The sequence below is a fragment of the bacterium genome (genome assembly GCA_024226335.1).
GTDB lineage: Bacteria > Myxococcota_A > UBA9160 > SZUA-336 > SZUA-336 > JAAELY01.
Genome location: JAAELY010000047.1, coordinates 13,710 through 40,546 on the forward strand (window position 1 = coordinate 13,710; position 26,837 = coordinate 40,546).

Annotated in this window: 20 protein-coding genes and 1 pseudogene; 5 read left to right on the forward strand and 16 right to left on the reverse strand. The window is 62.4% G+C overall.

Translation table 11 applies throughout. From position 1 onward, the window contains the following. Window positions 1-38 precede the first annotated feature (38 nt). A complete protein-coding gene (locus tag GY725_02095; GenBank protein ID MCP4002966.1) occupies window positions 39-2,360 on the forward strand; it encodes an alpha-galactosidase in 2,322 nt (773 codons plus the stop codon). A 7-nt stretch (window positions 2,361-2,367) separates the two neighbouring features. Beyond that, on the forward strand, window positions 2,368-2,673 hold the full coding sequence (locus tag GY725_02100; protein MCP4002967.1) for a hypothetical protein: 306 nt from the start codon (window positions 2,368-2,370) through the stop codon (window positions 2,671-2,673). Between the two features lie 32 nt (window positions 2,674-2,705). Here GY725_02100 and GY725_02105 read toward each other — a convergent pair whose 3' ends face one another. Then, window positions 2,706-4,616: a CRTAC1 family protein gene (locus tag GY725_02105; GenBank protein ID MCP4002968.1), complete on the reverse strand. Its 1,911-nt coding sequence runs from the start codon at window positions 4,614-4,616 to the stop codon at window positions 2,706-2,708. Window positions 4,617-5,023: 407 nt separating this feature from the next. Further along, a pseudogene (locus GY725_02110) lies at window positions 5,024-5,173 on the reverse strand (cytochrome c). Between the two features lie 238 nt (window positions 5,174-5,411). Between GY725_02110 and GY725_02115 the strand changes: the two are divergent. Next, window positions 5,412-5,831 (forward strand): phosphoribosyl-AMP cyclohydrolase, encoded by a 420-nt coding sequence (locus GY725_02115; GenBank protein MCP4002969.1) that lies wholly within the window; start codon window positions 5,412-5,414, stop codon window positions 5,829-5,831. On the opposite strand, the gene GY725_02120 is transcribed toward GY725_02115, so the two are convergent. The 13 genes from GY725_02120 to GY725_02180 all read right to left on the reverse strand — a co-directional run bounded on the left by GY725_02120 (window position 5,809) and on the right by GY725_02180 (window position 23,146). Further along, a complete protein-coding gene (locus GY725_02120) occupies window positions 5,809-10,866 on the reverse strand; it encodes an ATP-grasp domain-containing protein (GenBank protein ID MCP4002970.1) in 5,058 nt (1,685 codons plus the stop codon). The two genes, GY725_02115 and GY725_02120, sit on opposite strands and share 23 nt — an antisense overlap. 154 nt (window positions 10,867-11,020) lie before the next feature. Next, the gene (locus GY725_02125) at window positions 11,021-12,316 is read right to left on the reverse strand and encodes a hypothetical protein (protein ID MCP4002971.1); all 1,296 of its coding nucleotides are present in this window, start codon (window positions 12,314-12,316) and stop codon (window positions 11,021-11,023) included. Window positions 12,317-12,322: 6 nt separating this feature from the next. Next, entirely contained in the window at window positions 12,323-12,877 is a 555-nt protein-coding gene (locus GY725_02130) for a hypothetical protein (protein MCP4002972.1), read from the reverse strand. Then, window positions 12,864-13,367 carry a DUF3341 domain-containing protein gene (locus GY725_02135; protein MCP4002973.1) on the reverse strand — a complete coding sequence of 168 codons (504 nt, stop codon included), beginning with the start codon at window positions 13,365-13,367 and terminating at the stop codon, window positions 12,864-12,866. The genes GY725_02130 and GY725_02135 overlap by 14 nt, the downstream gene beginning before the upstream one ends. Further along, window positions 13,367-14,713, reverse strand: a complete 1,347-nt coding sequence (nrfD, locus tag GY725_02140) for a polysulfide reductase NrfD (protein MCP4002974.1) — start codon at window positions 14,711-14,713, stop codon at window positions 13,367-13,369. The genes GY725_02135 and nrfD overlap by 1 nt, the downstream gene beginning before the upstream one ends. 5 nt (window positions 14,714-14,718) lie before the next feature. Then, complete coding sequence (locus tag GY725_02145; GenBank protein MCP4002975.1) at window positions 14,719-17,691, reverse strand: 4Fe-4S dicluster domain-containing protein; 2,973 nt, start codon at window positions 17,689-17,691, stop codon at window positions 14,719-14,721. A 16-nt stretch (window positions 17,692-17,707) separates the two neighbouring features. Continuing rightward, on the reverse strand, window positions 17,708-18,304 hold the full coding sequence (locus GY725_02150; protein MCP4002976.1) for a cytochrome c3 family protein: 597 nt from the start codon (window positions 18,302-18,304) through the stop codon (window positions 17,708-17,710). Between the two features lie 91 nt (window positions 18,305-18,395). Beyond that, window positions 18,396-19,013, reverse strand: coding sequence for a histidine phosphatase family protein (locus GY725_02155; GenBank protein MCP4002977.1), 618 nt, complete (start codon window positions 19,011-19,013; stop codon window positions 18,396-18,398). 183 nt (window positions 19,014-19,196) lie between these two features. Then, window positions 19,197-20,501, reverse strand: a complete 1,305-nt coding sequence (locus GY725_02160) for an alpha/beta hydrolase (GenBank protein MCP4002978.1) — start codon at window positions 20,499-20,501, stop codon at window positions 19,197-19,199. A gap of 101 nt (window positions 20,502-20,602) precedes the next feature. Then, on the reverse strand, window positions 20,603-20,992 hold the full coding sequence (locus tag GY725_02165; GenBank protein ID MCP4002979.1) for a hypothetical protein: 390 nt from the start codon (window positions 20,990-20,992) through the stop codon (window positions 20,603-20,605). Between the two features lie 9 nt (window positions 20,993-21,001). After that, the gene (locus tag GY725_02170) at window positions 21,002-21,709 is read right to left on the reverse strand and encodes a dienelactone hydrolase family protein (protein ID MCP4002980.1); all 708 of its coding nucleotides are present in this window, start codon (window positions 21,707-21,709) and stop codon (window positions 21,002-21,004) included. Beyond that, window positions 21,706-22,311, reverse strand: coding sequence for a methyltransferase domain-containing protein (locus GY725_02175; GenBank protein ID MCP4002981.1), 606 nt, complete (start codon window positions 22,309-22,311; stop codon window positions 21,706-21,708). The genes GY725_02170 and GY725_02175 overlap by 4 nt, the downstream gene beginning before the upstream one ends. A 76-nt stretch (window positions 22,312-22,387) precedes the next feature. Further along, window positions 22,388-23,146: a FadR family transcriptional regulator gene (locus tag GY725_02180; protein MCP4002982.1), complete on the reverse strand. Its 759-nt coding sequence runs from the start codon at window positions 23,144-23,146 to the stop codon at window positions 22,388-22,390. A gap of 189 nt (window positions 23,147-23,335) precedes the next feature. Between GY725_02180 and GY725_02185 the strand changes: the two genes are divergently transcribed. After that, window positions 23,336-24,493 (forward strand): zinc-binding dehydrogenase, encoded by a 1,158-nt coding sequence (locus GY725_02185; GenBank protein ID MCP4002983.1) that lies wholly within the window; start codon window positions 23,336-23,338, stop codon window positions 24,491-24,493. Between the two features lie 30 nt (window positions 24,494-24,523). Here the strand turns inward: GY725_02185 and GY725_02190 are convergent, their stop codons facing one another. Then, entirely contained in the window at window positions 24,524-25,063 is a 540-nt protein-coding gene (locus tag GY725_02190) for a hypothetical protein (protein MCP4002984.1), read from the reverse strand. Window positions 25,064-25,220: 157 nt separating this feature from the next. Between GY725_02190 and GY725_02195 the strand changes: the two genes are divergently transcribed. Further along, window positions 25,221-26,702: a long-chain fatty acid--CoA ligase gene (locus tag GY725_02195; GenBank protein ID MCP4002985.1), complete on the forward strand. Its 1,482-nt coding sequence runs from the start codon at window positions 25,221-25,223 to the stop codon at window positions 26,700-26,702. Window positions 26,703-26,837: the final 135 nt, after the last annotated feature.

Sequence of the window (26,837 nt, forward strand, 5' to 3'; positions counted from 1 at the left end):
TGAGGGTCGAGTATAACCTCGGTGGCGAGGGGGTCAGGGTGAGCGTCGAAGAACGACGACTGAACGGATCGGACGGTCGGTACGAGTTCGAGAGCCCACGGCTCCGGCTTCGGATTGATCCCGGAACCGCTTCGCTCGAGATCGAGGACAAGACCCGTCGGGTCGCCGTACGCGGCTTCGGCCCCAGGGTGATCGTGGGCGGTCGAGCGTTTCGGGCAACCTCGGCACGGGAACCGCGCTCAGAATCGGTCCAGACTCCGAACGGACCCGCGACCCGGATCTCGATGCGGTGTTCGACCGAGCTCGATCTGGAGCTCGAACTGGCCGTCGAAATGAGCGAAAGCACCTCCGGTGTGACACTCGAACTCGCGGTCGAAAACACCGGAGAGTCCGCACAGCGCATCGGGGCTCTGGAGCCTTTCAGCTGGGAAGAAACCGGAGACTGCGAACTGAAGCTCGAGGGCGATCCTGGAGCCATGCGCTGGTATCGCATGGGCTACCAATCCTGGACTCCCGCCGGATGGCTGCGTCTCGACCGGACAGAACGGCGTCCGCGCATCGGACTCCTGCGCGATCTCTACTGCGGTCCCCTCACGCCTTTCCCGCGGCGCGGTTTTCACGCGTCGGACTGCGCAACCTCGTTGAGAGCGCCGGGCTCGGCGGGTTTGAGCCTCGGGTTCGTCACTCACCGGAACTATCTCTGTCACATCGGCCTGAGCTGCAAAGGCCCGCGCCCGAGCGCTCTCTATGCACGGGCTTCTCTTGAAGAGCACTCGCTGGCGCCAGGCGACCGAACCGTGGGCGAGCGACTCTGGCTCGGTCTGGACGCGGCGGGCGAGGACGGCATTGCCACCTGGGCGCAGCATTGCGGACGCGAGATGAACGTACGGGTGCCGGACACCACACCTTCCGCCTGGTGTTCCTGGTATCAGTTCTTCACCCGTGTGACGGCACCCGATGTGGTCCGTGCGACGCAACACCTGGCGGACCAGAAGATCCCGATCGACACGATTCAACTCGACGATGGTTTCCAGGCCGCGGTCGGGGACTGGCGCGAGTGGGATGCGGGGTTTCCCGATGGGATTGCTCCGATCGCCAAGGAGATCCGCGCATCGGGCTTCCGGGCCGGTCTCTGGCTGGCACCACTTCTGGTTTCGCGCACCTCGAATACGGCCAGAGAGCACCCGGACTGGTTGCTGCGCCGTAGCGACGGTAAACCCCGGGTCGCGCTGATCAACAAGGATTGGAAAGGCAAGATCTGTTATGCGCTCGATCCGACGCATCCCGAAGTGCTGTCCTGGCTCGAGAGGATCGCGCGCAGAGCCCGGAAGGACGGCTTCGACTACCTGAAGCTCGACTTCCTGTACGCGGGAACGCTACCGGGCGAACGCTACGACCCGGACCTGCCCTCGGGTGCGGCCTACCGGGGCGCGATCGAGGCGATTCGAAAGGGAGCCGGCAAGGCGGCCTTTCTACTGGGGTGCGGGGCGCCGCTCGGTCCTTCGATCGGATTGTTCGAAGCCATGCGCATTGGCCCCGACGTCGCGCCGTACTGGGCCAGTCCGATCGCCGACCGGCTCTTCGGGGTCAAAGCCGCGCCCTCGGCCGTGAACGGCCTGCGCAACGTGCTCTCGCGGGCGGCCTTGCACCGGCGGCTGTGGCTGAATGATCCGGACTGTGCGGTCCTTCGCGACGAAGACACGAAACTCGACACGAACGAGGTGCGAACCCTCGCGGCAACGATCGCGGTATCCGGCGGGTTGCTCGTGCTTTCCGACGACCCCGACAAGCTGTCGGACGAGCGCGGGCGCCTGCAGTCCCGACTCCTCCCTCCCCTGCCTTTCGTGCCCGAAGTGACCCTTGGCGAAGGCGAGAGTCCCGATCAGCTCAGCATCGCGTTCCCCGATGGGAGCGTACTGGTACTGCGGGTAAACCTGTCAGACAGCTCCAGAGCTCTGCCGATCGACCCGGTGGCTCTGGGTTTCAAAGGGTCCGTGAGTGGCTACGACGTCTGGGAGGATCGCCTGCTGGACCTGGCCGAACTCACCGAGCCGTCGCAACCTGAACCCGCGCACGGCTGTCGCCTGGTGCACCTGGTTGCCGATAACGACGAGGTCCGAGTGATCGGCTCGACCCTTCACCTGGCTTCGGGCGGATTTGGGGTCGAATCCGTACGACCCGGCACGGAGGGGCGGGCACAAGTCGACTTGGCCCTGCGGGGCGAACGGCGAGGCAAGCTGATTCTGGCTTTTCCGGGCCGCGCGGATGCAACCCGGGTTCACGTGAGCTTCAAGGATCGGCTGAGCCTCGAATTGGAAGCGTCAGGGGTTGAGGATGCCTTCGAAGTTTCCGATCGATAGGGGTCATATGGCAGACGAGAACCAGAATGGATCCAGGGCCGCGGTCAACGGCAGCTGCAAAGGCTGCGGTTGCAGATTGGGCTACACCGCCAGCCAGCGGGAGCAGGAGTGGTATTGCTGTGGCGCCTGCGCCGGTAGCGATCGCTGCTCATGCGGCTGCAAGCCCGAACTCGAACGCGATGAACCCACAGACGTGTTCGTACCCACGAGGCGAATGTTCGCATCCAGGCACCCCGACGGTCTGAAGACCACAGCCGACCGGGTGGACAAGATGCGGGCGTTCCCGTTCAGCGACCGCGATCGCGGCCGCTGAACGCGGACAGAAACACGGCCGGCGTGAGCTGACTAGAGACCGAAGCGCGCGCGGAAGGCCGCGATGTACGCGTCGATCAACGCCTGCAGCCGGGCTCGCTCCGCAGCGTAGTCCGCGTTGAACGCCACGGTATCGTCCGTATCGATGTCTCCGTCGATGTCGTAGTCGAAAGACTGGCACCTCGCCGAGACCGGAGCGCTGGGATTGAAGAAGATCGTCCAGCGGCAGACCGCCTGCTGGAACTGATCTGAATGATCGATCATCGCATTGCGGTTCATATCGCCGTGACGTTGATGGATCGTGATGAAGCGATCTGCAACGACGTCGGTGTAGGTGGACGAGGTTCCGTCGGTCCACTCGACGTGTAGTTCGTCCAGGGTATCCGACGCGCCGAGGCCGATATGAACCTCCTTCGGCGTACCCGAAACGAAACTATCACCCGAGAGCAGGTCGCGACGGCGGGTGACACCGCCTGAAGTGGCATAGACCTTGACACCAACACCGTTGCGGTTCTGACCCATCTTCTGCACGAAGCCGACGCTCAAGTAGTGGCCCTGATCGGTGCTCGTATTCGCGAACAAGCGATGCGCCTCATCGACATTCGTAACGAGCGCATCCTCATCGCCATCCCGATCGTAGTCGAACGTCACCAGACCTCGGGAGTCCTGCGGAAAGTCCATACCCGTGGGTGTGACGCGGGAGTACATCTGGTTCCCATCGTTCATCATGAGGGCCATCGGCTTCATGATGTTCTCGTCCTGTGGGACCATCATCATCAGGAACTGATCCATGCCGTTGGCCGCGAGAATGTCCTGATCCCCGTCGTTCTCGACGTCGGTGAACTCCACTCCCCAGCCCCAATATGTATGCAACGGCCCGTAGATGAACGTCTCCTTGTCGAAGCGGAGCACGGATTCATCGGCGAACTTGTTCACCCAGAGTACGTTGGCACGGTCATGTCCCAGATCGATAACGCTTTGATTGGCGATGTTCGTGGCATAGATATCCAGATCGCCGTCGTTGTCGAAATCCGTGGCCGTCAAGCCCATATCATTGCCGAGGTGTGGGCTCGGGTTGTACACGCTATCCGTCGCTCTCGTAAAGACACCGCTGTTATTGACCCAGAATTCATCTTCTGTGTGGTCGATGGCGACGTGAAGATCGGGCCAGCCATCGTCATTGAAATCCGCGAACAACGCGGAGAAGGTGTCGAAGGTATTCTTCTCGAGTCCCGCCGCGACCGTGACCTCTTGGAACTTGAAACCGCCCAGGTTGCGGAACAAGAGCAGCGAGCCGGGAAACTGCGGAGCTCCCGTACCCGCTTCAAAGGTCCAGTCGGTCGTCACGATGTCCAGCAGACCATCGCGATCGTAGTCGGCCATCGCCATTCCGGCATGCAGATAGCCGATCGGCTGGAAGCCGGATCCCGCAGTGACGTTGGTAAACGTACTATTGCCGTTATTGCGCAGCAGTTGATTGGGTGGATTGTTGGGATCTCCGTCGTAGTCGTTGACGACCACCAGATCGAGATCACCGTCGTCATCCAGATCTGCGAAGCTCGCGATCCGCGAAAGGCCGTCCGTCAGAGCTGCTGTCGCAAGACCGGCCGACGCGGTCACATCGCTGAACGTCGCGGAACCCTGATCGAGATTGTTGCGAAACAGGCGGTTCATATGACCGGCAGTTCCGACGAGGTACACGTCGAGATCGCCGTCGTCATCGTAGTCATCGACGGCGCCGCCAGCGCCCATGTTTTGCTGCATGAGCGCCTGGGTCATATCGAGATGAGAAAACGGCATGCCGTAGTCACCGACAAAGTCGATCCCCGACGCGGCCGTCACATCGCTGTACGAAACTGCGCCTAGCGCCGTTCCGGAAGCGAGGACGAAACCCGCCAGTAGTCCACAGATACCACCAAAGACTTTGCTTGAACGAGTGCCCATATGCAGATCCCTCTTTCCCTGTCCCTTCCACGCCTTCTCGCACCTTCGCCGGCGAACGGGATCGCCGGGCGGTTTCGAGTTGCACTCCGCTTCAACTCCGAAGAGGTGCGGATGCACCCTTATGAAGTGGCTCCCGATGGGCGAAAGTGACGACAGGACTCAGCTTTTCCGGTTTCGAACCCATTTTCCATGCGCGCCCATCGCACCGCAAGTTCCATTATGCATTGTGCACCGGGTGCTCTGTGCGGATAGCTGCGCTACGCAACTCGGAGCCAAGCGAGATGTGCAACTCGTCGGAAAATTCCCCGTCACTACAGGAGCTACGGGCGAAGGCCGGAGCCAGGAGCCGGACTTTCGAGGTAGGCAGCCAGTCCGTCGATTTCCGCCTCGAGAAAGGGCAAGGCCACCATCAGCTTGGTGTCCCGTTTGGGTGCGTAGCCCGATGGGTACTCACCGCGCATCACCCGAGCTTCGATCAGTTCCCTGGAGCTACCGGCCACGGCCGGCCCGAGGTTTCCGTCGAGCTTGGGGTCCGGGTTGTGACACGCGATGCAATTGATCGTGTAGGTGCGGAGCCCCTCTTCGAGCAGGCTCTGGGCTGGCTCCGAGCATGCAGTGCTCAACACGATCAGGGTCAACCCAAGGGAAGCGAGAACGAGAGGCAAGATGGAAAATTCGGGCCGGGTGCTGAGCATGGGGTCTCCTGATTCGAAACCGGAATCTACCCGGCGTCGCATGACTTGTCTCGTGCGGGCCAGTCCCTATCCTGCCCCGACCCTCACACAAGGAGCGAGCATGAACAGCCTCGAAGAAGGTACCGAGATCCAGCTGGACTTTTCGAAGCTGGCCAAGATCGCACAGACGGGTCAGGACGTTCTGCCGGTCGTGCTCCAGCACGCCGATAGCGGGGAAGTGCTCTACATCGGGTACGCGAACGAACTGGCGTTGGCCGAGACCCGAACCAAGAAGCAGGCGGTCCTCTGGTCGACTTCGCGAAACGAACTGTGGCACAAGGGTGCGACTTCCGGTGACTTCCTGGAACTGGTCGAGATCCGCACCAACTGCGAACAGAACTCGCTGCTCTATCTCGTTCGACCCCGAGCCGGCGGTGCGTGCCACACGAAGAACGCCGACGGTGAGACCCGGCCCACGTGCTACTACCGGCGTTTCCTGGAATCCGAGCAGATGGAGTTTACGAAACCAGAGCTTCGCTGAGCCAGCGAATCAAGGTCGGGCGCAGCTGCGCCGGCTCGACCAGGGACTCGAGCGATCCGACCTCGAGCGCCCGCTCGACGCTGTGAATCGTGTCGAACTCGGTGGCGAGTTCCGCCTGCTTCTCGAGAATCACGTCACTTACGAGTTGGTCGAGTCGGGCCCTCCGAGCCACGCGCGCGGCCGTATCGACGGCAGTCTCGACGTCGGCCGTCGCCTCGCGCACGCGCGGATCCGCCAGCGCGCGTTTGCGTACGTCCCTTGCGAAAACGACCGCGGCCGCGGCCGGCCCACCGATGACCGAAGCAAACGAGCCACTCAGCGCACTCGCACGCATCTGCTCGTTCAACTCGCGGGAGAACACGACGTAGGCTCCTCCGTGGTACCGCGTGACCACGACGAAGAGCAGCGGTCCTTCAAAGCGGACGACTGCGCGCGCGATCTCCGCACCGTACTCGAGAATGCCTCGTTGCATCGATTCCGGAGAACCGTCGAAACCCGAGAGATTCGCCAGCACGACGGCAGCGCGATTCCCGCTCGCCGCATTCAGTGCTCGCGCCACCTTCTTCGACGATGCGGGAAACAATGTGCCCGCCGTCCAACTCTCTGGCCCGTGGTTTGGTCGATAACCGAGTCGCGGGAGTGAGCGGCTCTCGATACCGACTAGAGCGATCGGAAAGCCACCCAGATGCGAATCCCAGGTAATGGCCATCTCGGCACCGGTCCAATCCCGCCAGCGCTCGATAGATCCGGCATCGGCGTCTACCAGGGCCCGCATGAGCGGGCGCATGGCAAACGGGCGTTTGCGCTCCGCATTGGCCTGGGAAAAGATATCTCCGACGCGCCGGAAGTCCTCTTCTCCTTCGTAGACCGCTTGGGTGACGTCCCGATCAGCGGGGTCGGTCGTGCGGAAGGGTCGCGGATGCCTTTCGCCGGGCGATCGGTAACTGCACGCGTGGTGTTCGAGCAGGATCCCGTATGCGTCGGACAGGTCCCGCGCCTGGTGATGCGCTTCGCCGTTCGGTCCCATGATGCGCTCGTAGCCACCAATGCCGACCTCGTCTTCGGCGGAAACACCGCCGGAAAACTCGAGTGCCGCGCGGCCGGTCAGTACCATCGACGCACCAGCCAACATGATGAGGATGCCCTTCGACTGCAATCCCATCGTGGCCAGCGCGTCAAAATAGCTCTGTGCGCCAACGTTGACGCCGGGCAGGATCAGGTTCACCTCACCGCCGGCGTCGGTGAAAGTCACGAGCTTGCGCACGACACGCGCCGTCGCGTCGAGATTCTCGGTCCCGCTCTCCATGGCAATACGTGCGCCGGAAGAAACGGCGACCCATTCGACGGGAATGCCCTCGGTCCGGGCGAGTTCCAACGCGGCGACGATACGATCGCATTCCGGAGCGGCGAGTGCGCCCATGTTCCAGGTCGGATCCCCCAGAATCAACACGCGCCGCATTCCGGTCGGATGTTTGAGCGTCGGTGTACGAATCACCCCGAAGACGACACCGCAGGTGCTCTCGCCGGGCTCGCGCACGACGCGCACAGCACGCCCGTCGCGCAGATCGTATTCCTCGAAATCTCCCGGCCCGATTGGACGGCCGAGCGCGTGACTCTCGCCCTCGGGTGGAGCCGTGAACAGGCGGATGATCTCGTAGGGGTAGACGAGGCCGCGCGCACGCGCGGCGGCCACGCGGCGTTCGTAGGGTGTGGCGGGTTCCAGCGGACGGTCGTGAGGCTCGCGAAAACTCCACTGAACGCGATTCCCCGATGGATTGCCCGCCAGCACTTCGATCTTGCGCGGTCTCTCACCGGGCGCCACGGGATTCACACTCGCGATCCTGACGATGACCTTCTCGAGACCGAGGTGACCGGTCTCGGGTGATAGACGTCGCAGTGTCTCGGTGAGCAGTGCATCGCTGAGCACGATCGGCGGCCGGACGAACACGTACAGGCGATTCCACTGCATGCGCCGCGCGGGATCCTGATTTCCCTGGAGCGAGCGCATCGCCTCGATCGCCTCGTGGAAACGCTGTTCGAAAGCGGGGATGCTCGGCTCCAAAGGAACTCCGGGGCCGAGATCCGTCACCTCCGAGAAGCACAGGATCCGCTGGTCACCGCTTCCATCCCGGGAGCGGCCGGAGAACGCGAGGATACCGGGAAAACCAGGCGACTCGATGCGCTCGAGATCGAAATTCTCCAGTCGCCAGATCTCAAAGCGCTGCACCTCTTCCACCGACAGCGAGAGTTGGCGGGCTCGCTCTTCGAGCATCTCGTGCTTGGGCGGCGGAACCAGGGTGAAGTCGAAATCGATCACCGGGCTCGCGCTCTCGGAGTCGCTCGATCCATTGGGTCGCTCGAACACGCGGAAGCGCGCCTGCGTTGCGAGATCCGCCACCCTCGCGCCGACGGCATTCCTCAACATCGCCAGGCGATCGAGCACTTCGGAAAGATCGGGATGTCGCGAAAACGTCTCTCCGGTCTCGCCGAGGCGAATCAATTGCTGCAGTAACGCGCCGACCAGACGGCTGCGCAACATCAGGGTGGTTCGCGTCGCGTAGATGCGCAGAACCGCGCGCTCGAGCGCATCGTCGGGTGTCAGCCCCTCCACGTCGTAGTGCTTCAGCGTCCTGCGCAGAAGATCCAGGAATTCCGGAGCGATACCCGCGCCCTCGGCTGCGATGCGCCGCAGATACATGGTGAGGCGCGCATCGCTAGATGGCCCCAGTTCGTCGCCGGCCAGGCGCGTGGGCGCACGGCTGAACAGCGCTTCGATATCGGCGAAGATCTCGAGCATCGCCGCGAGCTGTGAAAGCTCCGCGCGTAGTCCGTCAGAGCCAGCCTCGACGGGTGCCTGCAGAATCTGGATCAATCGATCGGCTCGTTCGGGGTTCACGTCGTAACCCATGAGCAGACGACGCGACTCGGAGCGCAGAGCGTTTGCGCCCCGAATGCGCACCGCAGCTGCCGCTTCGCTCGCCTGCGCGAAACCCACCTGCCCGTCCGCGTCGAAGAAAACGTCGAGCGGGTCATCCTCGAGCGGAAGCTCGAGGGCGTCGGAGGGTTCGGCTTGCACTCGATCGCCGGAACTCGGCTCGATGATCAAGATGACATCCCCGGCGGAAACGCGGTTTCCGGCGCGTGCGACGACTTCGCGTACGACTCCCGCCATGGGTGCAAGCAGGGCCGTTTCCGTCTTCATGGCCTCGAACAGACCGACCCGTTGGCCCGCGCGGACGTTGTCACCCGGTTGCACTGCGATCTCGATCAAGAGCGCGGGCGCAGGTGCGCGAACCTTGCCCCCGACATCACTCTCGACACGGTGCAGACAGCCATCGATTTCGATTCGCACTTCGACAGGCGACTGGCTGATCAGGATCTGGAAGCGCCGCTCGGAGAGGATGAGCACACGCGTATGCTTGTCCTGCTCGAGCAGCGTGACCTCCATGACGCGATCGCCCATGTACACGCGGTAGGCGTTTCCACCGATTGCGAACACACGCAGGCGATAGGGACAACCGGCGTAGACGAGATCGATCTCGACACCCGACGACGCCGGAATCTCGCGCGGGCGCCCGCGACCAGCGGCGGTGAAAAAATTCGTCCGCACCGCCTCGCGTTCGCGCTGGTAGACCTGAATGGCGGCAATCAACAGGGCCTCGATGCAGGGACGCTGTGAGCGCGCGAGATTCGAACTGTCGAGCCAGTCCGTCTGGACACCGCCGCGACGGAAATCGGAGTGATCGAGCACATCCAACAGGAAACCCTTGTTGGTCATGCCACCTTCCACCACGACGCGGGCATCGCTGACGGCACGAACGAGGCGGGAACGCGCCTCCTCGCGAGTTGAACCGCGAGCCAGGATCTTGGCCACCATCGAGTCGAACTCAGGTGGAACCGAATCCCCGGAGACGATACCGGAGTCGACCCGGATGCCGGGACCGGAAGGCAGATCCAATAGCGCGATGCGACCCGGACTGGGCGCAAATTCCGAGGAAGGATCTTCGGCGCACAGACGTACTTCGATCGCACAGCCGCGCTCTGAAGCCGGTTCCTTGGGCAAGGCGTCACCACGGGCGATCTTGATCTGCCACTTGACCAGATCCACGTCGGTCAGAAGCTCAGTCACTCCGTGTTCGACCTGCAGCCGGGGGTTCACCTCCAGGAAGTAGAACCCCTCGCTGGTCACCAGGTATTCGCAAGTGGCCACTCCCGTGTAGCCGACCTCGCGCAGCAGGCGCACCGAGGCTTCGCGCAGCTCGCTCATCAGGGCATCGGGCAGACCGGGGGGCGGCGCTTCTTCGACGACCTTCTGGTGCTTGCGCTGCACGGAGCAGTCGCGGAGCCCGAGTGCCAGTACATTGCCATGCTCGTCGGCAGCCATCTGGACTTCGACGTGACGGGCTCCGACGATCGCCTTTTCGACGAAGAGCGTGCCATCGCCGAAGGAGTTCTCGGCTTCGGTTTCAGCGCTGTCGAAAACGGCGTCGAGTCCGTCGAGCGATGTGAGCTTGCGGATGCCGCGACCACCGCCACCGGCGGTCGCCTTCAGCATGGCAGGAAGCCCGATCTGCTCTACGTGTTCGCGCAGGTTCTGGCGCGTTACGGGGCCACTGCTCCAGGGGGAAACCGGTACACCGGCCCGCTCCGCGATGGTTTTCGACGTAATCTTGTCGCCGAGCGAGCGCATGGTCGCAGCGGACGGACCGAGAAACGCAATATCGAGTGCTTCGAGCTTCTCTACGAAATCCGGTGCTTCGGCCAGAAAACCCCAGCCGGGCCAGACACTGTCGGCGTGGGTGGCGCGCAGCGCCGCCAGCACGCGGTCGTGATCCAGATAGGCCGGGCGCATCGCGCCCGAGGGCCCACGGCGCAGGGCCGGACCCAGGGCCAGCGCCTCGTCCGCCTCGCGCACGAAAGGGCCGAAACGATCGGGATCGGTGTAGAGCGCGATCCCGACGAGTTCGCTGCGCTCTTCAGTTCGGAGTTCGCGAACGGCGCGAAGACAGCGTGTAGCTGCCTCACCGCGGTTCAAGACAGCGATTCTCTCGACCTTGTGCCCCAACGATACCCCTACGAATGAGCGACGATCCTACCCCATTCGCTGCGTCGAGGCGCACCGCTTGCAGCCTGCAAGCTCCCCGGAAAGCCGGGTAAGGGATTTCCGCTCAATTCGGGACGCGGAAGCGTTAGCTCTTGGCTGGCAGGGCTCCGGGAAAGAAGCGACCGAAGCCGAGGAAACACAGGAAGAACAGGCCGAGGAAGCCCACGCCGATCCCGAGTTCGAGGATCCCGAACGGTGAAACGGAAGCCCCTTCGAGCACCGCAGCCGGCTTCACGATCGACGGCGTGACCAGGATGTAGCGCTCGAGCCAGAATCCGAACACCGATCCCGCTGCGACCGTGCCGAGGATGGCGGGAGTCTTCTTCGGTCGCTGACCGAGAAGTACCCAGAACGGCACGATCCAGACCAGGATCCAGGCGAACAGCGTGAGTCGCGCGTACGGTTCCGCCACCCGCTCCCAGAAGCCCTCCATGTACCAGGTGTCCTGGAGGAACTGCGAACCGAGCCGAGCCTGAATGAATCCCGTCTCTTCGGGAATATTCGCGTACCAGATGACGAAGTACTGCGACCAGAACAGGTACATCCAGAAGATCGAGAACGCGAAGACCATCTTTCCCAGATCGTGGATTCGATCCGTCGTGATCTCGCCCTCGAAATCCGGGTGATTGCGAAATACCAGGCAGATGATGGTGGTCAGCGAGATCGCCGAAAGAAAACCACCCCATGCGTAGTAGGCCGGGAACATCGTGCTGACCCACTCTGGTGAGAGCGACATGATCATGTCGATGGCGATCAGCGAGTAGCTGATTGCAAACGACAGGGCGAGCACTGCGGCCAGCTTGCGCAGGCGGCGCTCGGAGGAAGCACGCTCGTGCTCCTCGCCGCGCCAGCCAGAGGTCCACGCCTGGAACATCGTCTTGCGAAACCCGGTCGCGTTCTCTCGCGCGTTGGCGAGCATCGGCCGGACGCTCAAATACAGGTAGAACATGGAAATGAACGTGACCCAGAGCAATGCGATCAGGTCTCGCGTGAACGTAAACCCGGGCTCGAACCAGAACTCCTTGCCCGCGATCGGATGATGTGTCCACTCGAAGAGTTCGTGACGACCGGCGAAGATCACCGCGAACAGGAGCAGACTGACCGGGATATAGGCTCCCATCGAGTCGACGATGCGATGGATCGGTCCCTGCCAGCGCGCGTTGGTCAGGCGCATGCCCGCCGAAAGCGCGAGCGCTCCCTGGGAAAGCGACCCCCAGAGCAGCCAGTTGTGCAGGAAGACCCGATAAGTCCGGGCGCTGGTCTCAGAATCCGAACTCAGCAGGCCGGACAGAAGTGTCACTGCTCCGATCAGAACCATGGCGCCGAAGATGGCGACCGGGGTCATCGGCAGGGACCGAGGTGTTGCGATGTCGGTACTCACGACAGCTTAGCCCTTCTTGAACAGCGTTCGGAGGTAGTTGACGATGTGCCAGCGGTCATCCGAAGGAATCTGTGGGTAGCCCGGCATCAACGGTTTGCCGTAGCGGATCTTCGTGTACAGCTGGCCGTCGCTATACGCGACGGTGGTCGAAAGCGGAAACGGCGGCGCCCCTGACTTCGCCAGAAGACCGGCAATCGGCGTCTTGTCCGGACTGGCCATCCCGTCGTCCGCGTGACACAGCTCGCAGTAGATCCCGTACATCTTCTCGCCGCGCGCGATCGACGCCGCATCCGCGGCGACTGGATTGGCGAGGTCCTTGACCTCCGGAGCGAACATGGGCATGGCGGCCATCGGATGGCTGCCGGTGATGCGAGGCGCTATCCCGCCCACCGGGACCGTGCCCTCGGGCGGCATAAGCGGCTGGATGCCTTCCTGGGCCTGGAGCGCTGGCTGCTCCTTCATCTGTGCAAACCACTCAGGAGACACCTGTTCCCAGCAACCAAGGCTGAAAAACACTGTCAGCGCGATCGCGATGACGTAGCTCGGCCTATGCTTCGACAACGCGCACCTCCGTCGAGCCAGACGTCTGCAACAACTCCTGCGCCTGCGATACCTGGTCGGAGTGACAGCGCACAACGCAACCGAACTCGTCACCGCTGAAGCTCGGCTGGTAGGCGTCGTGTCCCTTCCGCGAAAGAAAGATTCCGTGAATCATCAAACCGGCAACCGTCAGGATGCCGCCCAGAAGGATATTGAGTTCGAAACCTACGATCGTATACGCGGGAATCGAGGCGAACGGCTTGCCCCCGATTACCAGAGGCCAGTCGTACGCCATCCAGATCTGCATCGCGTAGCCGATCGTCACACCCGTGAGACAACCGATCAGCGTGTAGAGACGCACGGGACTCGGTCCGCGATCGAGCGCGTGCTCGATGTGATGATTGGGCGAGGGCGTGTAGACCTCGAGATCGTTGAATCCCTGTTCCTTGAGGGTGTGAATGGCCTTCACGGTCGCGCCCGGCGACTTCAGAACTCCCAGGACCTGTGCCATCAGTGTGTCCCTCCGGCGGCAGCCTCTTCAGCTTCGTAGTGGAGTTCCTTGACCTCCTGGATTGCGATGATCGGGAACATGCGCAGGAAGATCAGGAAGAGCATGAAGAACAATCCGAAGCTCGCCGCCAGAATCGCCAGTTCGGTAACGCTGGGCACGTAGTAGCCCCAGGCGGCCGGGTCATATTCGTGTGAGAGACCGGTCACGATGATCACGTAGCGCTCGAACCACATACCGATATTGATGAAGATCGACGTCACCCACATGTAGTAGATGTTCGTCCTCATGGACTTGATCCAGAGCGGCAACGGAACGATCACGTTGCACGTGATCATGATCCAGGTCGAGGTCCAGTGGTAGCCAAAGCCTCGGAACCAGAAACTCATCTGCTCGTACGGGTTCGCCGAATACCAGGCCATGAAGTATTCCATGCCGTAGGCGTACCCGACGATCGACGAAGTAAGCAGGATCATCTTGCCCATATTGTCGAAGTGATCGTCGCGCAGATAAGCCTGAAGTCCGAAGGCCTGGCGCACGGGCACCAGCACGGTGATGACCATCGCGAGACCGGAGAAGATCGCACCCGCGACGAAATACGGAGCAAAGATCGTGGTGTGCCAGCCCGGAACCAGCGAGGTCGCGAAGTCCCAGGACACGACGGAGTGAACCGAGAGCACCAGTGGCGTTGCCAGACCCGAAAGATGCAAAACAGCGCGCGAATGATGCCGCCACTGTTCTGAGGATCCACGCCAGCCGAGCGCCAGTACGCGATACAGATGACGACGCCAGTCTCGAACCCTGTCGCGCGCAGCCGCGATATCGGGGATCAATCCGACGATGAAGAACAGGATCGAAATCGTCATGTAGGTATTGATCGCGAACAGGTCCCAGACCAGAGGCGATTTGAAGTTCACCCACAGGCCCCGCTGATTCGGATACGGGATCATGAAGTAGAACTTCCAGACGCGACCGATATGGATCAGCGGGAACATCGCTGCGATCACGACGGCGAAAACGGTCATCGCCTCGGCGCCGCGGTTGACGGCGTTGCGCCACTTCGCCCTGAAAAGGTATAGAACCGCCGAAATCAGCGTTCCGGCGTGGGCGATTCCGACCCAGAACACGAAGGTCGTGATGTACACGCCCCACATGACCGGATGCATGAGTCCGGTAACACCGAACCCGAAATAGGTCTGGTAGAGGAATGCCGCCAGGCCCAGACCGACGAGCAACGCACAGAAGAGTACCGCCAGAACATAGAGCGGCGATGGCGGATCCATGACCCGCAGAATGTCGTCGTTGATCTGGTCAGCCGTTATCGGTATCGGTTCGGTAATCGCGGCCATCTTCCCTAAGCCTTCTCGTTCCGGAGAATCTTCTTCTGGTATGAGACTCCGGGACGGGTGTAGAGATGTTCGAGTACGCGATAGGCACGCTTGTCGTGGCGCAGCTTCGCGACCTCACTGCTCTCTTCCTTGAGATTCCCGAATGTGATCGCCTTGGATGGACAGGCCTGCGCGCAGGCGATGGTAAAGTCGCCGTCCTGCACGTTGCGCCCCTTCTTTCGGGCTTCGTCGCGACCTTCCGCGATGCGGTGGACACAGAGCGTGCACTTTTCCATCACTCCCTTGCCGCGGACCGTCACATCGGGATTGAGGATCAGTTCCTCGGGCGCCTCGTACAATAAGTCGTAGGGGCGGTGATTGAACCGACGCGCCTTGTAAGGGCAGTTGTTCGAGCAGAAACGGGTGCCGAGACAGCGGTTCGGCACCATGACGTTGAGCCCTTCCGGGTTGTGGTACGTCGCGATGGCCGGGCAGACCGATTCGCAGGGTGCGGCGCCGCAATGCTGGCACATCATGGGCTCGAAGCGAACATCGACCTGGTCGTCGGCCGTTTCCACGTAGCGCTCGATGCGAATCCAATGCATCTCCCGACCAATGCGCGCGTTTTCCGGACCCACCGTAGGCAGGTTGTTCTCGACATTGCAGGCGACGGTGCACGAGTTGCAGCCGCTGCACTTGTCGAGGTCGATGTTCATACCCCAGCGATACGGGCTTTCGGGATGCGAGTCCTTGGCCGCATCGTACTCCTTGCGCACCAGGTGGGCCTCGTCGCCCTGGATCGGCCCCTTCTTGGCGTGCGAATCACCGGCGTCGCCAGCGTGCACTTCGCCGTGCCCATCGCCATGCCCGGAATCCGCTTTGGCCAGTGCGGCCAGCGTGGCCGCTTTCGCCATTCCGCGGTTTTCCTGACCGAAGGTGAGCTGCGCGCGCGTCACCAGGCCGCGGGCGCCCGTCTTGGAGACCGAAGCTCGCGTCGACAAAAATGCCAGAGCACCGCTGGCCCCATCGAGTCGACCGGGAACCAGGCTCAACGCGTTGACCCCGGTGACTTCGCGCTTGGCGCGATAGTCCAGGAATGCCGGAGCGTCCGGCTGCCGCGCCATCTGACCCTGGCCGATCTGCAACGCGACGACGCCTTTGCGTATGGCCGCGTGGGGATAAGCCGTGACTTCGACCGAGCCGCTGTCGGTGGAGATCTTCACCACGTCGCCGACCTGGATGCCCAGTTCGTGGGCCTCGTCTTCGTTGATTTCCGCGTAGCTGCCCCACATGGTCTTGAGAACCGGGTCGGGGACCTCGTTCAGCGAGGCGAAGCGTGCGCTGCGTCCGTCGTAGAAATGCAGTGAGGGATACACGACCAGCGCCATTCCCCCGGCATCGCCAGCCAGTTCGGCCGCTTCGAAACGCAGTTTCGAAATCCCCGAACTCAGACTCACCTGCTCGGCTGGTGCGTCTCCGAACTCGCCGCCTTTTGCCAGCTGAGCATCGAAACCGGCGCCCCATTTCGCCTTGATCTGATCGCGGAAACCACCGGCGGGCAGCGATCCGCCCTTGCCGAGTGCGCGGCCGATTTCGAGCAGAAGATCGCCGAGTGCCCGCGTGTCGAAGAGCGGCCGGATCGTCGGCTGCTGCAGGCGACGAATGCCGCTTATCGGCTGGGGATCGCCCCAGGATTCAAAGGGCGTGTGATCGGGCAAGACCAGATCGGCGAGCGCGGTCGTTTCGTCGTTTGCGCTCGAAAAGCTCACCGTGAAGACGCTGCCGGAGCCCATCGCGTCGCCGAAGCCGACCTGCGGGGCGTTGTAGACGGGATTCGCGTTGTGCACGAGCAGCACGCTGTCATCACCGCCGCGCAGCTGACCGGCGAGTTCCTTCAGGTCGGCAAAACGCGCGAGCTTGCTGACGTTGTGATTCGGCCCGAATACGACCGTATTGCCGACGGCGCCGCTGACGTGATTGAGAATCTGGACGGCCGCGGCGAATGCGGCAGCGTTGGTTCCCTGGACTTCGGCTCCAGGAGGCAGCGCGAGCGGAGAACTGGCGGAGGCAATCCGCTCGGCCAGCGCCTGCAGTTTCGATTGATCGATACCGGTTTTGACCGCAACCGCGCCGAGTGAATAGTTCGACAGCAGCGGAGCGAGTACTCCGGCGGTTCCCTTGCGCTGAGCCACCTCGTGAGCCAGCGCGAGCGCGACCTGAATCTCGGTTCCCGGCTCGGGAGCGATCCACTGCTCGGCATTCGAACCCGAGAGGCCGAGCCGCGGCCCGACAAACGCAGTGAAACCCTTGCCACCCTCACGCGAAGCCGTGTAACGGATCTGGTTCTGCAGCGGGCTGAGCCAGGTTTCGATGAAATCGGTGCCGAAGGCGACGACGACGTCGGCCTTGTCGAGTCGGAAGTCAGGAACGGCATCGGTGCCGAAAACGACGCGATTCGCCTCTCTCAGCGCTTCGTAGGCGAACGGTTCGTAGCGCAGCCTGTTTGGCGAGCCGATCTCGGCCAGGAACTTGTCGATCAACTCATCGAGCGTGCCGCTCTGCCCGTCGCCGAGAAAGAACACCTTGCCCGGTGCCCCGCGCAGCTTTTCGACCAGCAGCGCAATGCCCTCATCCCAGGTCGTCGGCTGAAGCGCGCCGTCGGCGTCGCGTCGCATCGGACCCCGAAAACGCGTGGAGTCGTACGTCCGGTGCAACGAAGCCTGACCGCGTACGCACAGAGCGCCCTGGCTGATCGGGTCGTCTGGATTCCCGTCGACCTTGATCGGGCGGCCCTCACGCGTCTTGACCGTGATACCGCACGCCGCCGGGCACTCCCGACAGGTCGAATTGTAGTAGGTCGCGAGGCCGGGGACGATCTCTTCGGGCTGGTTCAGATACGGAACGATCTTCTCGACCGGTTCCTTGCACGCAACGGTGGCCGCGGCCCCAGCCGTCATCCCAACGATCTTCAGGAAATCTCTGCGATCGAGATCGGACATCTTCGCGGGTCCCCGGCTAGTGGTGGCAGGCGGCGCAGTCGTCGGGCGCGCCGCTTTCGAGATGGCACTCCATGCACCAGCCCATCTCGAGTTTTGCGGTCGGCAGATACAGACTGCGGGCCGTATAGCGCGTGTCTTCGGTGAGATAGACGCGTTTCATCTCTTCCACCGAACCGTGACAGGTCTGGCATGCGACTCCCGACTCGACGTGTCGGTAGTGCTTGAACTGCACGTGCTCAGGGAGATTGTGGATCTTCACCCACGGGATTGACTCGCCTTTGCCGTAGTACTCGTGGATCTTGGCGATCTCGCCGGCGCTGCCCTCAGTGCGACCTTCTTTGATGAAGTTGTGACAGCCGAGACAGACCGATACCGCCGGCACAGTGGCGTGCTGGCTCTTGTCGGCGGCGCTGTGGCAATAAAGGCAATCGATGCCGAGATTACCGTCAGGCCGCGCTCCGGCGTGGATCTGGTGGTTGAACTCGATCGGCTGTTCAGGGCCGGTCAGTTCGTCGGGGGTGTAGTCATAAAGCCCCGCCGCCGTAGCACCGAGGACCACCACGAGGGCGCACAACGCCGAAAGAAGTACAAGTGTCCGCTTGGGGAAACGCATCTGCGGGCGCACAATTACCTACAGGGGGCCTACTGGTCAAGTTAGTCTGCTCGCAAAAAAGCAAAACGCAACAATCTGTTGCGTCATTTCGTCACGCCATCGACGGGAAACGGAGCATGGGAAACGGGCCAAAGCCGGGTTCTTCGCGGTAGTCCAGCAGTTTGACTACCCCGCAGTGATCGAAGCCGAAAGGCACGGGAATAGCCGACTCCAGGCCGAGAATCGCTCGAAGCAGCGCATTGAGCAGGCCTCCGTGCGAGACCACCAGCAGGCTGCCGACCTCCTGGCGCTCGCGCTCGATCCGGGCCTGCGCTCGCCGGACACGCTGTTCGAACTCCTGCGCCGACTCGCCCCCGGGTGCGGTTCGACCGGCGGCCTGCAGGCGCGCGGCAACACTCCGGCCCAGGCGAAAGTCGTCGGGAAAGCGCAGGCGAGCTTTCGAGAGTTCGAGCCCCTCCAGATCGCCCACCGAGCCCTCCGCAAAATCCGGATCGATCGCGTGCTCGACCCGACGCCCCTCGAGCAGGATCTCGGCAGTTTCCCGTGCGCGCAGCAGGTTCGAGCTGATACAGCGCTCAAATGGCAGGTCGCACAGGCGCTTGGAGAGGTCTCGCGCCTGCCTTTGGCCGCGCTCGCTCAGGCCGGTATCACCAAAACAATCGGCGGCCGCGGCCCGATCCTCCCCGTGACGAACGAAAAAGAGTTCCACTGGAGTCGTTCCTCGGAGGCTAGTGTCCCGTTCCAGAAGTTCGCTGACTATCTCGGTGCCCGGACGCCACGCTGGCGAGGCGGGAGGCCGCCGGAGTATCCGTTGCTACTTCAAGGCCTTTCCAACGCAGTCGGCGGGGATGGGCGGGCGTCGCGATAGTCAGCGAACTTCTGGAACGGGACATTAGCTCGCGCGGCGGCGCCGGGCGGCGGGCGGCGCGATGGAGCCGTCGTGATCCAGGGCGTACGTCATCAGATTCTTGATGTCGTAGCAGATCTGCCGAATATCGTGCCCCATGGTCAGATCCAGGTGGCTATTGCCCCGAACCGGACGCCAGAGCAGGTATTCACTCGATGCGCTGCGATACACGTTTCGCGTCGTACGCACAGAAGCGAGGGGATCCTCGTCGCCGAAGATGATGGCGAGTGGAATGCGAATGCGCGGGAAGGCTGCGGCGATGTCGTGTCTTACTCGATAGCTCACCAGTTCACCGCGGCGCAGCCAGCGCGCAAACTGCTCGATCGTGGCTCGGGGCTCGTCGGTCCCGCCCTCGCGCAGGAGCGGCCGCAAGGCACCGAGCGCGACGTTGCGCGGCTGGTAGAGCAGAGGATGGTTGAAGGGAGTCTTGCCGGTGAGCGGTACGTGGACGTTCGTGCGCAGATTGGTTTCCAGCCAGCGAAACACCCTGCGAAAAGGCAGGCGGTTGAAACGCATGGGGACGAAGGCCTTTGTCGGAGGACTCATGGGCGTCGCCCGCCGCGCGCTGCGTGCTGCCAAGCGCGCCAGATTCGCTCCAGCCAGTACTGCGTCGATCGCGGGGAAGGCCACCAGCGGCGTCCAGGCAAGAGTCCGCATCCACACGGGCATGCGGGCGAAATCCGACGGTGAGCCGATCGTGATCAAGCCCATCAGATCGTCGAACATGGTTCCGTAGGCGTAGCCGAGAATTCCGCCGAGGCTATGGCCACAGAAAAAGAACTTCTCGTGCCCGGAAAGGCGCTTGACCGCCTCAGCCGCGGCCGGCAGGTCGTAAAGCAGATACGAGTCCAGATCCCAGGTGTAGTCCACATCCTCGGGCGGAGCCTTCTTCGCCTTGCGGGCGCGGCGATGCTGAGCCTCGACGCTGCTCTTGCCATGGCCGCGCAACTCGAGCAGGAATACGTCGGCGCCGAAGTACAGCATGTTCTTGACGAACTGCCCCGCATTCCAGGCGCGCCGATTCTGCGTATAGCCGTGGACAAACAGCAGGGGTACTCCCCAGAGCTGTTGCGGGAACGACTGCGGGCGCGGGCGATAGCGCGTCAGCACGAGATGCCAACCGTCTTCGGTTTCGATCGGAATCTCTTCGAGATCGTAGAGATCCGCGAACTCGACCTCGTCGACGGAGGGTACGGACCAGTGAGCACCGCCGCGAACATCGGCCTGATGCGCGGTTTTCGCACCTCGGGCGCGGCGAGTACGCGCAGTCTGTCGAGCAGAACGGGTCACTTATCCCCCCAACGAGTAGATGCGAAGGTAGCGCGTGCCGGGGTCGGTTCAACGGAGGGACGGGCGCCGTTTCAAGAGTCGTTGCGAGGACGTCGCCAGTATCAGCGATAGCCGGGATTCGCGATTGCCAACCGTTCCGCTACATCGAGCCTCAAGTGCTCCAACAGTCGTTCGCGCCAGGGCGAACTCTCGTCTGCGGCCCCGGAACGAATGCGTTGACACAACTGAACTTCCATCGCCTCGTTGTGTCGATTCAGTTCTTCGGGGTCGACTGTCGACTCGGGTTCTCGCTCGAGCAGCGCGCACAAACGCGAGTGCCGCTCCGGCAATTGCTCCTGTTCGTTCTCGAGCTCGCGGATCACGATGCCCAGAGCGTTCACCGCCACGCGGGTGTGGAAACGCTGGACTCCTTCGAGGCCGGGCATCAACTCGTTCTCGAGAAAACCGCTCACTGCCCGCAAGAGATCGTTTCGGCTCGGTCGGTCACCCATACGCGAATTCTACGCCTGTAGATGCCGTTCGAAAAATGCGAGGGCGCGTCGCCAGGCATCTTCGCTGGCCTCTGCGCGATACGCCTCCGGACGTGCGTCATTCGCGAACGCGTGACCGGCCCCCGGATACGAGACCACCTCGATCTCGTGCGCTGCCCGCAGTGCTTTCAACTGCTCGACGTCGGTCATCGGAATGAACTGATCGTCTTCTCCAAACAGCCCGAGCAGTGGACAGCTCAGGCGGCGCAGGGCGTCGAGCGGATGCTCGGGGCTCTGCTCGTCGATGGCATCGGACCGCAGCATGCCGTACCAGGCAATCGTGGCGCTGATTCCAGCACAGGAGCTCGCAGCCAGGAACGCGTATTTCCCGCCCATGCAGAAGCCGGTCAGCCCGACGCGCTCCGAAACCTTCTCGCTGGCGTGTAGGAAGTCAATCCCGGCCTGGATGTCCGCGAGGACGCGTTCGTCGGGCAGTTCGCGCATGAACTTGAAAATGCTCTCGGGACCGCTGATATCCGGCTGGTCCCCGCGCGTGTACAGGTCGAGGGCGAGTGCAGCGTAACCCGCCGCGGCGAGTCGCTTCGCGACGTCGTGGTATTGCTCGTAGAGTCCGCGAACATCGGGAATCACTACGACACCGGGAACGGGGCGAGCGTGTTCAGGGCCGTAGAAGGCGCCCCGTATCGAGTCTCTCCCGCTCGGGAACTCGACGATCACCGCTCCAGATCGTCCCGCTTCCAGACATAGATCTTCATCGGGGGGAGGTTCCAGAAACCGCTGTGGGTTTCGGGGCGGCCGAAGACGGGCTCGGCAACCCGCGCGACTGCGCTGCGAAACTGGTAGGCGACGAAACGGCCGGTCGGACTCAAAACGCGGCGCGCAGCCTCGAGAGTCTGACGTCCGACACCCTTCTCCAGGGTCGAAAACGGAATGCCGGAGACGACGAGATCGGCCTCGCTCTCACCTGCCGCGGACAGCGCTTCTTCGATCTCGGTCGCGCTGCTCTCTGAAACATGGAGACGCGGATCCGGATACGTGTTGCGCAGCATCTCGACGAAGCGGCGATTGATCTCGATCGCAATCAACTTGCCGTCCTTGGGCATGTGCTCGAGAGTTGGCCGAGTCAACACGCCCGTACCCGGACCGAGTTCGACGATCACGCGCGAATTGGCCACGTCTCCGCACTCCAGCACGCGGCGCGTGAGGAACTTTGAACTGGGGATGACGGAACCGACTTCTTTGGGGTTTTTCAGGAATCCTCTGAAGAACTCCATTTTCCCCTTTGGGCTCGTTGTCTTCTCGACACGAATGCTCGCCATTTGGTTCCGCCTCTGATTCGCTTCTGTTGGGACTGCCTCGGGGACTCCGGGCTTGTATCCCGCTAATCCGGGCGCGTCAACCGGTGGCCTCGGATCTTTCTTCGCCAGCGTCCGCACCGCACTCGAAACCCGACAGGACGAGTTCCGAAAAACGGTGCAGGAGATCCCTGAGCGAGCGCTCAGCGACCTCCTGATCTCGCGCCTCCATCGCAATGGCCAGGCGGAGGATCAGTGGACGCAGTGCATGGCGTTGAGGCTCCCGGACCGCGGCCCCCTGGCGAAAACCGCGTTCTTCGAAGAAGCGGCTGGTCGAATTTGCCAGGATCAACAACACCCGGTTTCCGCTCAGGTCTGCGAGCATCACCTGTAGGTTGCGCAACGCATCGGCGAATTGCAGTTCGGACAACTCCGGAGAAGCCGCTGAGCGCAACTCGGCGATCGCCCCCTCGATCTGCGAAGGCGTGGCGCGTTCGATCGCCAGCCGCAGGATGCCCGGAGCGACGGCCTCACGCATCTCCAGAAGATCGCGAATCAACGGCAGATTGGGTTGCCCCTCCGGGAAAAGCATCTTCCAGACCACGTCGAAGCTCGCGTGTCGCGCGTCTCGCACGGTCGTACCCGATCCCTGTTGAACATCCACCAGCCCGAGTTGTTCCAGCTTCTTCAACGCTTCCCGTACAGAGCTGCGATTGACGCGCAGCTTGACGGCGAGTTCGCGTTCCGGGGGCAGGCGATCACCGGGCTGGAGCGAGCCGTCGAAGATCTGCGACTGGATGCTCGCCGCCACCTCGTCAGGCAGGACTCGACGCGGAGTTGGCGCATCGATCGACTTCACCCCTTCCCCCTTTGCACTGTACGCGTGTATCAGACTCCCGGCTGGCCACACTGTCAAATCGCGTTCCTCGACGGGGAAGCGGGAAAATCAGTGGGGCTTGAAGCAAACCGGCTCAGGCTTCATCATGCTCCACTCCCCACACGCGTGACCCATCCGGGTGTCCGCGCAAATCCCCCCAGGAGTAAAGCGATGGCCAGAGCCTACTCAATCAGCGCAGATTCGATCGCAGCCGAGCGCGAGCGCGTCGGCGACGACATGAACAAGTTCGATATTTCCCGCGTCGTTCAGCTCGACGAACTCGAACTCGCCAAGATGCAGGCAAAGGACGTTCATCTGCGCATCCTCGCGGTTTCGGCGGAGCACAACGTCGACCACGCGGCACTCGCCGACACGGTCGACATCGCGGACCAGCGCGGCGGAAAGATCTTTCCAGGAAATTCGGCAGTTGGTGAAGTGATGGCGGTGGGAAGCGACGTAACTCGCTTCAAGCCGGGCGACATCGTGCTCACACACTGCAATGGCGACCCCGATCGCTTCGGCTTTCCCCTGAAGATCTGGGCGTACGACCAGCCGGACTCGGTGGGCTGGTACGCGGAGGAAGCCGTGGTCGGCGAGTGGCAGCTCATCCAGGCACCTCTGGACTGTGGACTGGACTTCTGGCAGATCGCCGCGCTGCCACTTCGCGCACCGACGGCCTACCATCTGTGGCGACGGGCGATCGGAATGTTCCGGGTCAAGATCCCGTACGAGCGCATGGCCCGAATCAACGTGATGGGCTTTGGCGGTGGTGTGAGTGAACTGTTCTTGATGCTCGCCAAGGCTGAAGGGCACGACGCCTTCTTCTGTTCCGGCAGCCCGGAACGGCGCGCGGCTCTCGAGAAGCAGGGGATCGTCGGAATCGATCAGAAAGCGTTCAACCGCTTCGCAAGCCGCGATGACGTGAAAGCCTTCTCGAAAGAAGTCAAGAAATTGACCGGCGGTGAGGGTATGCACGCGGTCTGCGATATGTTGCGCGGACCGGTCTTCGGAGCTGGTCTCGCGGCAGCCGCTCGCGGCGGCGTCAACGTGAGTGCGGGCTGGCAACTCTCCCAGGCCGTCAACTACAACAGCACGATCATGTCGATGAAGCAGGTGACGATCGATCACACGCACTACGAAACACTCGAAGGATGTGCAGCGGCTACCGAACTCTACGGTGCCGTGTTCAAGCCGACCGTGCACAAAGAAGTCTACTCGTTCGCGGATCTACCGCGCGCAGTTCACGAGATGCACCTGAACACGCAGACAGGAATCCCGATCGTACGGGTCGCCGAGGACATGCCCAAGGTCGTTTCGAAACTGCTCTGAAGGACCTCAGTCCGACATTCTCCGCAGCGGTCAGCGGCTCTTCGGTCTCGCGTAGTCGGAACGATCGCTGATACTCTCCGAGAAGTAGCCTTCGGGAAAGCGCTTTTCCAGCAAGGCCAGCGCCTGGTCGAGGTCCCGCGGACTGTCTCCGAACATCTCGGGACGGGCTGCGGCGGCCGCGCTGCGAATCGGCAACACGGCCACCCTCACGTCGCCGACCGAGCGCGCCACCTCTGGGAACTTCGCGAGGTCGGGATTCGCCCTGGAATACGCGCTGATCTCGGTGACGAGTTCGAGCAGGCTCATGATGTCCTTCTCGAGCTGTGCCAGATCGTCGTGCCAGAGTTTCGGATTCTCGACAGCCGCACGAATCACGTCCCGTTGTTTGAGCACGCTTGGCCAGAGTTCGGCGGGTTCTCGGGGATTCGCATACTTCTCGATCGGATTCTGCTCCGCAGATTCGCTCTCATCTCCGGGCGTTTCGACCGCAGCGGGCTCGCAACCGGACGAAAGCAGGAGAAACGGAAGCACGACACACAACCAAGGTTTCATCAGCCCGCACGATTTCATTTCCATTCTCCTCGATGACCGCGGTGCGCCCGCAGTCCGGACGACGCAGCTTATCGCGCTGTGATCTGGCCGCCAAGCCCGGGCCTGCACAGGGCAAGCCTTTGATAGACTCTTTGGAGATAGACCTCTCCAGGTCCCGGAGGATTTGAAGTTGGCCCTGAATCTCGGTTCGATCCTGGCGACGAGCGCGCGCGACCGCGCAGATCATCCGGCCATCCGCTTGAATGACCGGCAGATCAACTACAGCGAACTCGATCGAGCCGCCCGTGGCGTAGCTGCGGGATTGAGGAGTCGGGGCCTCGAGCCGGGAGACCACGTCAGTCTCATGGTGCCCAACGTACCGGAGTTCACGATCGCCTATTTCGGGATCCTGTACGCCGGTTGCACGGTCGTTCCGCTGAACGTGCTGCTGACGGCTCCCGAGGTCGAGTATCACCTGACCGACTCCGATTCCAAGCTCTTGATTGCGCACTCGATGTTCGGACCGCCCGCCTCTGCAGGTGCGACTGCGCTCGGAGTCGAGGTCATATGGGCAGACGAGGGCTCGCCGAGTCTCCAGGAACTCGCGGCCTCTAAGCCCGTCGAGTTCCCGATGGCAACCCACGAGAACGACACCGCCGTGATCCTGTACACCTCAGGAACCACGGGGAAGCCCAAGGGTGCAGAGCTCTCCCACTCAAACTTGTTGCTGAATTGCTCCGCCGTCGTGCCCAGGCTCCTGCCTCTTGCGACAGACGATGTGGCCCTCGCCACGCTCCCGCTGTTCCATTCATTTGGCCAGACGTGCATCCAGAATGCGACGATCGCGGCCGGTGGCACGATGACCCTGCTTCCGCGTTTCACACCCGAAGATGCGCTCGAGATCATGCAGCGGGACCGCGTCACGCTGTTCGCCGGTGTCCCCACCATGTATTTCGCCATCCTGAATCACGAAGGCGGCGAGAATTACGACCTGTCGAGTCTGCGTTACTGCATGACGGGAGGCGCGGCGATGCCCGTCGAAGTCATGCACTCGTTCGAAAAGAAGTACCCGGTGAAGATCCTCGAAGGCTACGGCCTGTCCGAAACATCGCCGGTGGCCAGCTTCAATCGACTCGACAAACCCCGCATACCCGGATCGATCGGTTATCCGGTCTGGGGTGTGGAACTCGCGATCTTCGACGAGAAGGACCAACCGGTACCGGAGGGTGAGCCAGGCGAGATCTGCATCCGCGGCCACAACATCATGAAGGGTTACTTCCAACGCCCGGAAGCCAGCGAAGAAGCTCTGCGCAATGGCTGGTTCCATTCGGGCGACGTCGGCATTCGCGACGCGGACGGATCCTACCGGATCGTCGATCGCAAGAAAGACATGATCATTCGCGGAGGCTTCAACGTCTACCCACGAGAGATCGAAGAGGTCCTGTACGCACACCCGGCCATCGCGGAAGCCGCAGTTATCGGCGTCGAACACGAGCGACACGGCGAGGAGATCAAGGCGGTGGTCGCTCTCGCACCCGGGCAATCGGCGAGTGAAGAAGAACTGATCGCGTACTCGAAGGAACGGCTTGCCGCCTACAAGTATCCGCGCAGCTTCCAGTTCCTGGACGAACTACCCAAGGGCCCCACCGGCAAGATCCTGAAACGGGAACTCAGCTAGGGAACCTCTGCACAGGGAGGCTGCGGCTGCGAAGCGCGATGCATCCGCCTGCGCTGCGTCGCGCGACCCTCTGCAGATCTACGGATCTGCGATCGGATCACCCTTCTTGCTCAGGCGGCGACTCCCGCTTCTCGC

What these genes read in the sequence shown, in the direction of transcription:
- GY725_02150 (MCP4002976.1), bottom strand. Translation starts at nt 18,304, where the DNA reads ATGCGTTTCCCCAAGCGGACACTTGTACTTCTTTCGGCGTTGTGCGCC.
- GY725_02115 (MCP4002969.1), top strand. Translation starts at nt 5,412, where the DNA reads ATGAACAGCCTCGAAGAAGGTACCGAGATCCAGCTGGACTTTTCGAAG.
- GY725_02185 (MCP4002983.1), top strand. Translation starts at nt 23,336, where the DNA reads ATGGCCAGAGCCTACTCAATCAGCGCAGATTCGATCGCAGCCGAGCGC.
- GY725_02175 (MCP4002981.1), bottom strand. Translation starts at nt 22,311, where the DNA reads ATGGCGAGCATTCGTGTCGAGAAGACAACGAGCCCAAAGGGGAAAATG.
- GY725_02165 (MCP4002979.1), bottom strand. Translation starts at nt 20,992, where the DNA reads ATGGGTGACCGACCGAGCCGAAACGATCTCTTGCGGGCAGTGAGCGGT.
- GY725_02105 (MCP4002968.1), bottom strand. Translation starts at nt 4,616, where the DNA reads ATGGGCACTCGTTCAAGCAAAGTCTTTGGTGGTATCTGTGGACTACTG.
- GY725_02190 (MCP4002984.1), bottom strand. Translation starts at nt 25,063, where the DNA reads ATGAAATCGTGCGGGCTGATGAAACCTTGGTTGTGTGTCGTGCTTCCG.
- nrfD (MCP4002974.1), bottom strand. Translation starts at nt 14,713, where the DNA reads ATGGCCGCGATTACCGAACCGATACCGATAACGGCTGACCAGATCAAC.
- GY725_02145 (MCP4002975.1), bottom strand. Translation starts at nt 17,691, where the DNA reads ATGTCCGATCTCGATCGCAGAGATTTCCTGAAGATCGTTGGGATGACG.
- GY725_02135 (MCP4002973.1), bottom strand. Translation starts at nt 13,367, where the DNA reads ATGGCACAGGTCCTGGGAGTTCTGAAGTCGCCGGGCGCGACCGTGAAG.
- GY725_02100 (MCP4002967.1), top strand. Translation starts at nt 2,368, where the DNA reads ATGGCAGACGAGAACCAGAATGGATCCAGGGCCGCGGTCAACGGCAGC.